A 14,371-nucleotide genomic window follows, 5' to 3' on the forward strand; every position below is an offset into this window, starting at 1 on the left:
TTTAATTTGTTCCTGAGTAATTGCTTGCAGGGATATTAATTTTTTTTGCAGTTGCGTAGGGATCAACATCTATTTAGAGGTTTCTGTTGAGTTTTTGAAGAATCTGAATTTATAAATCAGGTGGCTGAAAAAAGTTCTTCTCAATAAACAACCACGCCAGTCTCCGCAAGAGCAAAAAAAACGCTTCATGATTTTTACACCACAAAAGCGCCCCACTAAATAGGCCTCTACGCATAAAACAGCCGTTGCGCCGCCGCGCCGTAGCGAGAAAATAATCCCTCTACAGGCAGCACCTCAACCGCTCCTTGCGTCTGCGAGGCACGAAGCAGTGCTCCCTTGCGTTGCGAACTGCGAAGCAGGAAGCAATTGCGTGAAAAAAAATTACCCGAACCACCTTTGCGTGCTACACCCCCATCACCGCCTGCAACACCTCCAACGACCGCATCGTCCCGAAATCCACCTGGTGCAACACATAAAAATCCAGTACCGCGCGCATCAACACATTACGTTGTTCCCTGTTCAATAACAAATCATTAAGTTCCGCCGGCTGCCGTGTACGCAGCAATTCTGCGATCGTTTCACTGGAAGGGGGCGCAACATATCCGCCATGTACGGGAGGCTCAGGAAAAAACTGGCCTTCTTTAAGATCGAGGTAGGTGTTTAAAGTTGAGTAATTATCTGTGATCCTGTGCCCGAGAAAACTGCTGATGTGCAGCGCCGCGAACAGCGGGATATTGGCCGTTTCATTGGGAGCCGCGGTATCCAGTTCCGTGAGTACATCTTCTGAAAAGTAAAACAGGTCCGGGAGTGGCTCCGGTTGCTTCAGGCATTTCTGCAAAAGCTCCACCAGGAAAAGACATACAGCGTTCTTCTTCACATCAAAGAATACTTCCCGGTACAAGTAGCTCCAGCGTGCTTCTTTAATGCGTTGCAGGTTTTTGAGTTCGTTGTGGTAAACGGCCATTTCCAGGATGGCCCCGGGCGTGTACATGCCCGCCTTGCCCTGCGCGGATTTACTGCTGCTGCGAACGCCATTCACGAGATACGACTGCACACCGAATAGCTCCGTGAAAATGCTCACGATCACACTTGTTTCCCCGTACTTAATGGTGCGGAGCACGATTCCTTTGGTGGTCTGTATCATCTGATGAGCACGATTTTTCCGGCCAGGTTCTCTTTTCTTTCCTCATCTGTAACAAGCACCAGGTAAACACCGGAAGCTACACGATTACCCCGGTAATCTCTTCCGTTCCATACGGCCTGCCCGCCGAGTGCTTTCGTCTGGAATACCAGTCTTCCATTGGGCTCCGTGATTTTCACGATGGCATCGCGCGGTAATTCTTTGATGGCGATGGTTCTATTGTAACCGGATGGAACCGGGTTGGGGAATATCTTGGCGGAATAGGCTTCGGTTTTTGCTTCGGTGGCCGTTCCGCGGAAACTGCATAATCCGTTGGAGGTGGCGATGAAGACCGTGCCATCCGATCCGTTGATGGTGATGGATAGCACATTGTTGGAAGGAAGCGGGCTGTTGACTTCCGTAAAACGACTGATTACTTTATCGCCGGCTGCATCTACCAGCCAAACGCCGTTCGTGGTGCCGATCCATTTCCTGTTGGCGCCGTCTACAGCGATGGCTTTTACCTGTTCATTCTGAAAAAGATAACCTGCGAAGTTGTCCTGCTGTACAATGGGGAGTACTACTTCACAATTCGTAGAGAGGGCCAGGGGCGCACATTGCATTACGCCGATGCCGCGGTTGGTGCCGATCCAGATAAACCCGTTCCTGTCTTTTGCGATGGTATGAACAGTATTGTCAGGGAGGTTCCCGTTGCCCTGTCCGGCCTGGAACAAGCGCCAGCGGTCATCTGCCGCAACCTCCGGGGTATTGTTGTGGTTAAAGCAAACCAGTCCGTTGCCATTGGGTGAGACGATCCATAGCTGACCGGCATCGTCTTCCACCATTTGTGACACGAGGTTTCCGCTTAGAGAAAAAGGCATTGGAACCGAGGCAATGGCGTTGTTTTTCAACAGTACCGCGATCGGGTTTGCCGCGCCGCTGGCCGCGATCCATAGGAAACTGTTCCGGTCGAAGACAAGGCCGTGTACACGTTGCTCCTGCGGGTTTTGTTGGTTGGAAGGAACGCCGGGCAGTAAGGATGTACTTCCATTAGTACGCAATTCCAGTAGCCCACCGCCTGATGATCCCGCATATATGTTTCCGTTGGTTGGGTGAAAGGCTGTAACATTCACATCAGGAAATTCCGCAGGCATATTCCCGGAACCGGGAATATGGTTGGTCCAGGTTCCATTGGTATATACGCCGAATCCAGTTCGTTTGCCGGCGCCGGTTCCATTGGGAAAAACTTTTCCAAAGGCGGCAGCAAGTTGGGCGCCGTTATGGCGCATATTTCCTTCCACTATATCATGAGGGCCATTGGGGGTGAAATCAGTTGTGTTGGCACCAGCCCTTCGCTGGAGCCCGTTCTCTTTGTCGGCGATCCACCAGGCGTTATCGGAGAAAGTAATGTCGGAAGGTGCGGCGTCAGGGTAGGTGATAACATCCCGGACCGATCCGTTTTCGGTTAGGAAAACAATACGGGTGGATTCGATCGCCACCAGTATATTCTCCACGACTTTTATGGTGGAAATAACCTGGTCGCTTTGGTAGAACACGGTGAATATGCCGTTGTTTTCACGGTATATGGTATTGCCGGAACAGGCAAACAGTACATTGCTCCAAACGGCAAGTGACCGGATGGGTTGATCGGGGATACCTGGAAGTTTCTCCCAGGCGGCAAAGTCAGCAGGATTCGGTGTGGCCGCAGCGGTCCTTAACACTCCATTTTCAGTAGCGGCATAAAAAAAAGCGGATGTGGGCAGCAACTGGTTGATGCGTGCCGGAACACCACCCGGAGCGGGGAGCCAGGTATCCTGTGTTTCCCTTCGTAAAAGATCAAGTACAAGGATGCCGAAGCCGGTGGAAAGATAGGCTTTGTTGTTGCGGCAGCTTACATGATATACGCTTTTATCAGGGTAACCTGTGGCCAGTTTAAGGTCTGGGATATAAGCGATACTGTTCTCCGTTACGATATCTATTCCGCCATCGGCATACACCAGCACAATGGTGCCGGAGTTTTCTTCCATACCCGCAGCTGTAACTCCGGTTGCAGAGAGACCGTTCATCTTGTGCAGCCTTGTGAGTTCGTTTCCGGGGAGGGATACGGAAAACAACCCGGAGCTGGTAACGCAAAACACCTTGTTGTCTGAAGTGCCCGTGAAATGCGCTTTCCGCCAGGAAAAATGTTCCTGCCAAACCCCAATGGGCACCTGCTGGCCATACAAGAGGTGGCAGCCAAACACCATCAGCACAAAGGCGTACATTCTCAACATAGGTCAAAAATACTGGATAAATCACCGGGTATGATCCGTTGAAAGTATTTTCTTTGCCCTTCAAAATGGAGATCAATGTGGCTTAAACTTGGTAAGGGCTTGCTTCGGTACAGGATAGTATTGCTGATTTTGCTTGCCGCGGGCACCGCTTTTATGGGCTATCGCGCCTCAAAGGTGCAGCTCAGTTATGAGTTTACCCGCGCCATTCCCACCGATAATCCACGCTACCAGGATTACCAGGACTTCAGGGCCACCTTCGGGGAAGACGGTAATATGATGGTGATAGGGCTGCAAAAAAATACATTCTTTGAACCTTCTTTTTTCAATGATTACAGGGCTCTTCAACAAAAACTGCGGAAAATAAATGGGGTGGAAGGCATACTCAGCGTGCCAGACGCTGTGAATCTCGTGAAAGATACCAAAACCAACAAGTTGAAGGCCGTTCCCATCTTCTCGGGCGAAATGCTTTCCGCGCAAAAGTTGGATAGTGCAGCAACGGTTTTTCAAGGCCTGCCATTTTACAAAGGCATTTTGTACAACCCTTCTGATCACACGTACTTAATGGGGCTGCGCATCAACCGCGATGTGGTAGCCTCCAAAAAAAGAAATGATGTGATCGCGGCTATTACCGCCGAAACAGCAGCATTCGGCAAAAAGCACCAAACGGAAATGATGTTGAGCGGACTGCCCTATATCCGCACTGTGGTAGGGTTGAGGATACAGGAAGAAATGCGTTTTTTCCTCATCGGATCACTGGTGTTGTCAGCACTTATCCTACTGGTGTTTTTCCGCTCTTTTTCAGCGATGGTACTCAGTCTGGCCGTGGTGCTGATTGGCGTGGTATGGAGCATGGGCACGATGGATCTTTTCGGGTATAAAATCAGTTTACTCACAGCTTTGATCCCGCCGCTGATAGTGGTGATCGGCATTCCCAACTGCATTTATTTCCTGAACAAATACCATACGGCTTACCGTGAAACAGGGGAAAAAAACAGCGCTATGGTGCAGATGATCGCCAAGATGGGCGTGGTCACGTTATTCTGCAATATAGCCGCCGCCATTGGTTTCGCGGTGTTCGCACTTACCAGAAGTGAGATCCTGCGCGAGTTTGGTGTAGTGGCGGGTATCAACATCATGGTGATTTTCCTTATCTCCCTGGTGCTTATTCCCGGAGCGCTCAGTTTTCTGCCCGCTCCCAAACGCAGACACACAAGATACCTTGACAACAACTGGCTGAACGGATTGCTTACCCGCCTTCAACGTTGGGCGCTGCACCGCCGGAGGTTCATCTATGCTTATACCGCGCTCATTGTGCTGGTTGCCCTTGTGGGCATATTCAAATTAAGGTCGGAAGGATTCATTGTGGATGATCTTCCCAAACAGGATAAAATCTATACCGATCTGAAATTCTTCGAAAAACATTTCGAGGGCATCATGCCGCTTGAAATTGTGATAGACAGTAAAAAGAAGAACGGCTTCGCCGGTATGCGCGCCTTGTCCATCTTTGAGAAGATGGACTCCCTGGCCATGTACCTGGGTGCCCGCCCCGATATGGCGCGTCCATTGTACCTGGGAGAAGGGTTGAAGTTTGCACGGCAGGCTTTCTATGAAGGCGACAGCCTCAGTTACGCCCTCCCCAACAGCTTCGACGGCGCTTTTGTAGCCGAATACCTTCGTCCGCAGAAAGGCGGTTCAGGCAACGACAACACCTTTGCGAAACTGTTGTCCAGTTTTATGGACAGCACACGTCGCCAGGCGCGCATGAGCGTTCAGATGGCAGACATCGGCAGCAGTGCCTTACCCCTTGTGCTGGATTCGGCCAGGTTGCGTGCCGAGCAACTTTTCGATACCGCTCAATACCAGGTGAAATTTACCGGCACGAGTGTTACCTTCCTGGAAGGCAGCAGTTTCATCATAGATGGCCTTAAAGAAAGTATTTTCTGGGCCTTCCTGCTCATCGCTTTGTGTATGTTGTACCTTTTCCGTTCCCTGCGCATACTGATTTGTTCACTGGTGCCCAATATTATCCCGTTGCTGGTAACGGCAGGCGTAATGGGCTGGGCGGGCGTTCCATTGAAACCCTCTACAGTACTTATTTTCAGCGTAGCGCTCGGCATCGCTATTGATGTAACAATCCGCTTCCTGGTGAACTACAAGCAGGAATTACCGTTGCACGGGGAGAACGAGCACAAAACAGTGGTGGAAACCATCCGGCATACGGGTATCAGTATTATCTACACTTCACTGGTTTTGATTGCGGGGTTCGTGATCTTCTGTTTCAGCAGTTTTGGTGGCACGCTGGCGCTGGGCTGGCTAACTGGGCTTACATTGATTGTGGCTACTGTCACGAACCTGGTGTTGTTGCCCGCTTTACTGATCAGTACAAGTAAGGAGGCGATGTAGGAGAAAATCCATGCTTATATATATCTTGATTTTAATATTCATCAAGTTATAGCCGCGCTTATCTATTATTAACATTTCTTTAACGATACCTTTTTTAAACTTTTCTTGTGTCTTGTACTGGATAAATATTTGAAATTCAACTTCTTAAAAATTAAACTTAAACTTATCAAGAAATCGGGTTTATATTTTCGTTAACATTTTTGTACGACTTGGATTTTTTAAGCAGCCGCCCCCCTATTTTTGATGTCATCTAAACGATCGGTTAATGCTTATGGCAGAGCCGGTTTAAAAGACCAAAATCAAACGTCACACACATGAGAAAACTTGTAATGCTCCTGCTTGGAGTGTTGCTCTGTTATGGGCAACTCCATGCGCAGACCCGTGTTATTACGGGCACTGTTTTAGATGCCAACGGCACTCCAATTCCCAACGCTTCAGTATTGATCAAAGGAACCAAAACCGGCACCACCACCGATGAAAATGGCCGGTATTCTATTTCCGTTCCCGCCGGAGCCCGCGTTCTGGTGGTTTCTTCTATTGGCATGAACACGGAAGAGCTTGCCATCGGAACCGCCAACACTCTCACATTTACCATGCGTACACAGGAAAACAACATGGACGAGGTTGTAGTAGTAGGTTATGGAACACAGCAAAAGAAAGCTTTCACCGGTTCGGCTTCAAAAGTTGACCCCAAAGCCTTTTCCAACCTGATGACTCCCTCTGTCGATAAACAACTTGCTGGTCGTGCTTCGGGGGTGCAGGTAACCAATTCCGGCGGGCTTGTAAATACACCGGCCAGGATCAGGATAAGGGGAACGCAATCCATTAACCAAAGTAATGATCCGTTGATAGTTATAGATGGTGTTCCGGTGATTTCCGGTAACCTTGCCGCTGCTACGAATTCAAATACTTTTGCAGACATCAATCCTTCAGATATTGAGAACATTGAAATTCTTAAAGATGGTTCCGCTACGGCTATTTATGGATCAAGGGCCGCGGCCGGCGTTATTCTTATCACCACCAAGAAAGGTGGTAAAGGACGTGCCCGTGTAAGTTACGATGGCTTTGTGGGCTTTAGCTCAGCGCTTAAAAGATTCGACCTGTTGAATGCGCAACAATTCGTTACAATTTCCAATGAAAAATTCACCAATGCCAACCAAACGCCCCGCGCCAATATGGATGCGAACAATACTAATACCGACTGGCAGGATCAGGTGATGATCGACAATGCTGCGGTACACAACCATACGGTTTCCGTGCAGGGTGGTACAGAGAAGACGACTTACTACCTCTCCTTAAACTATTCTAATCAGAAGGGGATTATCATTAGTAACTTCAACCGCTCCTATCGGGTAAGGCTGAATGTGGAGCATGAAGTGAATAAGTTCTTCAAAGTAGGGAACAACATCACGTTGAGCCGTCAGGAAGATGGAGATCAGAACAACGGTTCAAACGCTTTGGGTGGCGCTATCGCCGCTTCACTCCGCCTGCTGCCCAACGTTTCCCCCTTCAATCCTAATCATATTTCGGGATACAACATCAACCACCCGGCCGGGAACTCCATGAATCCCGGAGCGAACACCACTTCGGTGGATGACAACTTCAACAATGTGGCGTTTACGCTGCGCGCCAATAAGTACTTTTCCGACAAATATCGTATTATCAACAATGCATTCGTAGAACTGTCGCCTTTGAAAAACCTGAAGATCAGGTCACAATTTGCCCCTGAAGTATTCCTTGATTACAGCTACCAGGGTTTGAGTCCATTGCATGGAGACGGGTATGGAACACCAACTGGAGGTACCAATGGTTTGGTGTACCAGGCCAGCCAGAATATTTCAAGGTATGTTTGGCAGAACTATTTCAATTATAACCAATCGTTCGGAGAGCATAACTTCTTTCTGACCGGTGGTTATGAGATGCAGCAGGATAAAACCAAATGGTTCTCCGCGCAGGGTACCAATATTTCCGATAACTTTTTCATAGATGAGAACCTTATTACCGGTACGGCTTCCGTACAAACGATCGGGGGATCTGTAAGCGAATCGGGCTTCGAATCCTTATTCGGCCGTTTGAACTACGATTTCAGCAACAAGTATTTCGCGCAAGCCACTATCAGGAGAGATGGACTGAGTTCTTTGGCTCCCGCCAACAGGTACGGCACCTTTCCCGGATTCTCTGTAGGCTGGCGTATCTCAGAAGAAGGATTCTGGACCAGATCCGGCACGCTGAGCAAAGCAATCAGCGAAGCAAAGATTAAGGCTTCCTACGCCAAAGTAGGCAACCCCGTAGGCGGATTCCCTTTCCTGAGTACATATGGCTCAAGGCCTTACGGAAACCTCAGCGGAATAGCCGTTGCTTCCATCGGAAACCCGGACCTGAAATGGGAAACCAGTAACAAGTACGATGTGGGCATTGAGTTGGGCATCCTGGACAATAGGTTTAACATTACCGCCGACTGGTTCCTGAACGATGTGAATGATATGGTATTTGGTGTTCCTACACCGCTCTCGGCCGGTGTTCCCGGAAACTCTATCTCTCAAAACATTGCGACGTTGCGCAACAAGGGGATTGAGCTGATGATCAGCGGCTCGATCGTAAAAACCAAAGACTTCAGGTGGGATGCTAGTTTCAACTATACCAATGTGCAAAATGAGATCACTTCTCTTTATTCCGTTGGTGGTGAACCTGTTGAATTCATTGAGAACGGTGGTTACAATATCATCAAAGTGGGAGAGCCAATCAACATTATCTACGGTAACCAATGGGCTGGTGTAAATACCGCCAATGGACACCCGATGTATGTTAAGGCGAACGGCTCGCTTGTTCAACTTAACCTTACACCAGGGGCCACTATTGGCGGATACTTCCTGGCAAATGGCAAGGACGACGGAACAGTAGGCGCGTCTTCATCACTTGTGTTCGCTGACAGAACAAAGCTTGGCGTTGCAGCCCCCATCTGGTTTGGTGCGCTCAGTAATACCCTTGCTTATAAGGGGTTCTCACTTGACTTTATGCTTCGCTATTCCGGTGGTAATAAGATTATGAATATCACCCGCCAGGAGGCGCTTCTCAACCAAAGCTTCCAGAACAATGGCGTTGAATTGCTGGACAGGTGGACAACGCCTGGTCAGGTGACCAATGTACCGAAGCTTTACTATGGACAGGGTAACAACATCAACCAGACTCAACTTGCGAACTCCAGGTTTGTGGAAAGCGGAGATTACATCAGGCTGCAGAATGTGGTGATCAGTTATGCGGTGGACAACAGCATTTTGTCGCGTTGGACGAACGGATACCTGACCAGCCTTCGGTTCTATGTACAGGGTCAGAACCTTGCCGTATGGACCAAATATTCAGGAGCTGATCCCGATAACATCAGTACACTTGGTCTGGATGCGGCCGTATCTCCTCAGGTAAGGACCATTTCCTTTGGTGTTGGTGTCGGATTCTAATAATTGGTTGAACATTAAACTAACAAGAGATGAAAAGAAACGCTATAAAGATACTGGCTTCGGCCATGGTTGTATTGGGCATTGCAACCGGATGCGAAAAATCGCTGGACAAAGCGCCCTTTAATGCTATTACTGACGATGTGGCTTTTGCAACCGCAGACAGGTGTCTGCTCGCCATGAATGGGGTGTATGACGCCGCACAGAGCAGCCCCTATACTGATGGTTCTGTAAGGGGCTATCCATTCGGAGCGGCCAATATAGAACAAGGTGATGCACGTGGTGAAGATATTATTAACGTGGCCGCATTCTTCCAAATCACCTATCAGGCTACCTATAACGCCACCACAGCAAACAACGTGGGTATGTGGGGGGCTTTGTACGCACTGATCAACAAAGCAAATATTTCCATTGATGGATTCCGAATTGCGGGTACGAACGGTGTGATCACGGATGCTGTTGCAAAGCAGTACGAAGCGGAATGCCGTTTCCTGCGGGCTATGGCGCACCATGAAGCTGTAATTTTGTATGCCCGTCCTTACCTCGATGGAAATGGAAATAAGTTGGGTGTACCTTATCGTGATTTTGCCATCAACTCAGGTTCCGCTGTGGATCAGATCAAAACCATCGCCAGGCCTACTGTGGCGGAGAATTATGCCAAAATACTCGAGGACCTCGAATTTGCCGAGGCCAACCTGCCCAATACAATTTCGCCTGCTACGGTAAGGGCTTCAAAAGCCGCGGCTATCGCGCTTAAAATGAGGGTGAAACTGCATATGGGCGACTGGCCCGGTGTGATTACTGAGGGCGCCAAGCTTGTCCCCAACACGGCCCCTTTTGTAAGTCCGATAGGTGGGTGGACGCTCACGGCAACTCCAAACGGCCCCTTTACCAATAACAGTTCAGTAGAAAGCATTTTCTCCATTAGAAATGACGCGTTGGATAACACAGGTACAAATGGGGCGCTTCCCAGTATGTATGGCGCCGCGAACCTGGGTGCAAGAGGACTTATAGCTGTTTCTCCGATCATCTGGAACAACGGAGGCTGGCTTTGTGATGATATCCGCAGAACAAGCTTATATACTACAGGCGTTAACGCGAATGGCGCATCCACCTTTAATTATTTTACCACGAAGTATTCAAGGTATACCACACGCGAAGACTTCGCCCCGCAAATCAGGTACGCCGAAGTGTTGCTTATGCTGGCCGAAGCTGAAGCGCGCCAGGCCGCAGGTGTTTCTACCCGCGCGATCTCACTGTTGAATGCGGTTAGAAACCGGGCCCTCGCCAATCCGACTACACAGCAATATACAGCAGCAAGTTTCGCTACCAAAGTTGATCTTGTAAGGGCTATCCTGCTGGAAAGGAGAATTGAATTCCTCTGCGAAGGGAAACGTTGGGGTGATATTCACAGGAATGTGATGGATGCTAATTACACAACAAGCGGTATCCCCGCGAAATACCAGAACGCATCACAGGGGGCTTCCATCTACAGTTGTGGTGGCGCCATCAACGCTACACAAGCGGCCGTTCCTTATGCAGACTTTAAATTTGTCTGGCCGATTCCTGCGAGTGAAGTGGTGCAGAACCCTATTATAGAGCAAAATCCAGATTACTAGAACATAGTTCATTCACTTTATGAGAAGGGCTTTCCGCATGGGAAGCCCTTTTTTTGTGTAGGTCATAGAGCGTTTCACCTATATGGCTTAAATATATAGTCAGAATTTTATATAATTATTGACTTTGTAAATTAATACTTTAACTAATTTTTTTAACAAACTTTTCTAGTTCATCGTTTTTACCCATTTTCCTAAGCAGCGGAAAAACTATATTTGTGGTCTTGTTAAGACTTTTCGTTAAGTAATGGTTAAACTTTTGCGAGACGAAATGGTTATTTTACTTAAATTTTAACATCATCATGAGAAAACTTGTATTACTTCTTCTGGGGGTATTGTTCCTATGCGGACAACTGCTCGCCCAAAACCGGACCATCACCGGGAAAGTGATCGATGAACAGGGCAATCCGATCTCCAACGTTTCAGTTATTATCAAAGGCACTTCTACCGGCACATCAACCTCAAGTGATGGCGCTTATTCTATCAGCGTAGCCCCAGGTGCCAGGTTTTTAGTGTTTTCCGCTGTTGGATTCGCGGAAACGGAGGTAAGTATCGGGGATCGTTCCGTTGTAAACGCTTCTTTAAGATTAGAAGACAAAGATCTTACGGAAGTTGTGGTAGTGGGCTATAGCAATACCACTAAAGAGGCTTTTACCGGATCGGCGAAAGTGGTATCTGGAGAACTGTTGAACAATAAAGCGGTTTCAAACATTTCCCAGTCATTAGCTGGTGAGGTTGCCGGTGTGCGTGTTATCAATACTACCGGACAGCCAGGTGCTTCGGCCACCGTGCGTATCCGCGGTTTTGGTTCCGTAAACGGGAACAGGGCGCCTCTTTACGTGATTGACGGCGTTCCTTATTCTGGGAACCTCAACGCGATTAACATGGCCGATGTAGAATCTACTACAGTGCTGAAAGATGCCGCGGCTACGGCCATTTATGGTGCCCGCGGAGCGAATGGTGTAATTATTATCACTACACGCACGGGAAAAAGTAAGCGGCCCTTCATTGAAGTAGATGGTAGAATAGGCACAAACTTTTCCGCGTTACCAAGGTATAACAAACTTACTTCTCCGGAACAATACATCGGGCTTGCATGGGAGTCCATGTACAATTTCGGCGTTATTGATGGTGCAGCGGATCCAACCGCTTATGCGAATACCAACCTTTTTTCCGCTAATGGCATAGACCCCAAATATAATTTATGGAATGTAGCCAACGGTGGAGAATTGATTGACCCCACTACCAGAACCGTAAGACCAGGTGTTACCAGGAAATATGATCCTGAAAATTGGGAAGATTACGGTTTTCAGTCATCTACACGTCAGGAGGTTAACTTGAAGTTGGGCGGAGGCGATGCTAAATCGAACTATTATACGTCTTTAGGCTATTTGAATGATGTAGGTTATTCCATCAACTCAGATTTCAAGCGACTTTCCGCAAGGCTCAATATCAATCAGGAAGTAAAACGCTGGCTGACGGCATCCATGAATATTGGTTACGCTAATACGGAAACCAATAACAACGGCCAGGAATCTAACTCGAATAGCATATTCTGGTTCGTAGATAACTTGCCTCCCATTTATCCTTTATTCCTGAGGGATGCCAACGGAAACTTTGTTCCGGATCCTATTTTTGGAGGCAATCAGTTTGATTATGGAGAAGACAGGGGCTTTGGCGGGTTAACTAACGCTATCGCAGACGCAACGCTAAATACATTGAGGGCGAAACGCAATGAACTTAACGGTAACTCTTCTTTAAACTTTAAGTTTACTGATTACTTAAGTTTTGAAACAAGACTGGGTGTGCAATACTACAATAACGCATACGTCAATCTTACCAATAAGTTTTATGGTTCCGCCGCATCTCAGAATGGAAGTGTTTTTCAAACCAAAACTGAGTTGTTAAATACCAACTTCTTACAGATGTTGCGGTTTAATAAGGAGTTCGGATCTCATGGAATTGAAGCCCTTGTTGCGCATGAAGCCACGGATTGGCGCCAAAGCATAGCTTCCGCTTCAAGGTATAATCTTGTATCAAACGATATTCCGGAACTCAATAATGGTGTAGTTTCTAATCCTTCTACCTCTTATTCAAATGCCTTTAAGCTGGAAAGCTATTTTGCGCAAATCAATTATGACAAGGATAATACCTACTATCTTTCCGCTACAGCAAGAAGAGATGGTTCATCACGTTTCGTAAAAGATAAGTGGGGAAATTTCGGTTCTATTGGTGCCGGTTGGGTTATCTCCAATAACGCTTTTATGGATAAGTTCACGATCATAGACTTTCTTAAACTCAAAGCCAGCTATGGTCTTATAGGGGAACAGGAAGGTATCGGATTCTATCCTGGTTACGACCGGTTTAACGTGGATAACCTGAATGATAATCCCGCATTTTCTTTTGATTCTAAAGGTAATCCTGATCTTACATGGGAAACTTCCCAAATGTTTCAGGCAGGCCTTGAATTCAGGCTTGGGCAGTTCCTAACAGGTTCGGTTGATTATTATGTAAAAAATACTAAAGACCTGATTTTCGACCGAAGAGTTGGACCATCTATCGGTTATGCGCTTATTAAAGTAAATGATGGTGTACTTCGTAATCAGGGACTTGAGTTTGACCTTACAGGGCATATCATCAAGAAAAAGGATACTTACATTGATTTGAACATCAATGGTGAAACCTTTAAGAACAAGATTATTGAAATGCCAATCGATCCATCTACCGGTGAGCAAAAAGTTATTGATGTACAAGCTCCGTTTGGTTGGGCAAAAGGGAAATCAATTTATGATTTCTATATGAGAGACTTCGCTGGTGTTGATCCGGCTGATGGAACAAGCACATGGGTACTTTACTACGATGATCTGAACAATAATGATATCGCAGACGCGGGAGAAGGAATCGCGAACATGGCCACCTTCCTTGCTGCAAATCCAAGCAAAGAAAGTTCTCTTAAGCAAACAACCACCAAAGCCTATTCTTCTGCAACCCAGTACTATGTTGGAAAATCCGCTATTCCTAAATTAAGAGGAGCGGCCAACCTGCGTGCGGGATGGAAGAACTTCAACCTTGCCGTTCAAATGTTGTATAGTTTTGGAGGTTATGCAAATGATGGGGCTTATGCATCGCTGATGGATAACGGCATTATCGGCACCAACAACTGGCACGCAGACATGTTCAACAGATGGCAAAAGGCTGGAGATATTACCGATGTACCCCGCCTATCTAACTCCGAAGACCAAAACGTGATTTCAACCTCTACACGATTCCTTACCAAGTCGAACTTCCTGGCCTTGAACAACATCAGACTTGGTTATGATTTACCTGCAGCACTTATGGCAAGACTTGGAGTTGGAAGCGCTTCCTTCTGGGTGTCTGGTGATAACCTTTGGATTCATTCAGCAAGAAAAGGATTCAATCCATCTACTTCTGAAAGCGGAGCGAGCAGTATCTATAATTACGCGCCACTTACAACTGTTACGGTTGGTCTTAAAGTAAGGCTCTAAC

At 47.4% G+C, this 14,371-nt stretch carries 6 protein-coding genes; 4 read left to right on the forward strand and 2 right to left on the reverse strand.

Features of this window, described 5'->3' with window-relative positions; all coding sequences use genetic code 11:
- Positions 1-403: 403 nt before the first annotated feature.
- Together recO and M4J38_RS13645 are read right to left on the reverse strand one after the other, a co-directional pair.
- Positions 404-1,144, reverse strand: coding sequence for a DNA repair protein RecO (gene recO, locus M4J38_RS13640; RefSeq protein WP_251760171.1), 741 nt, complete (start codon positions 1,142-1,144; stop codon positions 404-406).
- Positions 1,141-3,393, reverse strand: a complete 2,253-nt coding sequence (locus tag M4J38_RS13645; protein ID WP_251760172.1) for a two-component regulator propeller domain-containing protein — start codon at positions 3,391-3,393, stop codon at positions 1,141-1,143. Before M4J38_RS13645 ends, recO begins: the two co-directional genes overlap by 4 nt.
- Before the next feature lie 75 nt (positions 3,394-3,468).
- Between M4J38_RS13645 and M4J38_RS13650 the strand changes: the two genes are divergently transcribed.
- The 4 genes from M4J38_RS13650 (at position 3,469) to M4J38_RS13665 (ending at position 14,370) form a co-directional block, all read left to right on the forward strand.
- Positions 3,469-5,796 carry an RND family transporter gene (locus tag M4J38_RS13650; RefSeq protein ID WP_251760173.1) on the forward strand — a complete coding sequence of 776 codons (2,328 nt, stop codon included), beginning with the start codon at positions 3,469-3,471 and terminating at the stop codon, positions 5,794-5,796.
- Positions 5,797-6,110: 314 nt separating this feature from the next.
- Positions 6,111-9,251, forward strand: coding sequence for a TonB-dependent receptor (locus M4J38_RS13655; RefSeq protein ID WP_251760174.1), 3,141 nt, complete (start codon positions 6,111-6,113; stop codon positions 9,249-9,251).
- 29 nt (positions 9,252-9,280) lie between these two features.
- Positions 9,281-10,867 carry a RagB/SusD family nutrient uptake outer membrane protein gene (locus M4J38_RS13660; RefSeq protein WP_251760176.1) on the forward strand — a complete coding sequence of 529 codons (1,587 nt, stop codon included), beginning with the start codon at positions 9,281-9,283 and terminating at the stop codon, positions 10,865-10,867.
- A 299-nt stretch (positions 10,868-11,166) separates the two neighbouring features.
- Positions 11,167-14,370: a SusC/RagA family TonB-linked outer membrane protein gene (locus M4J38_RS13665; RefSeq protein WP_251760177.1), complete on the forward strand. Its 3,204-nt coding sequence runs from the start codon at positions 11,167-11,169 to the stop codon at positions 14,368-14,370.
- Position 14,371 lies beyond the last annotated feature (1 nt).

It is taken from the genome of Parasegetibacter sp. NRK P23 (assembly GCF_023721715.1).
Classification (GTDB): domain Bacteria; phylum Bacteroidota; class Bacteroidia; order Chitinophagales; family Chitinophagaceae; genus Parasegetibacter.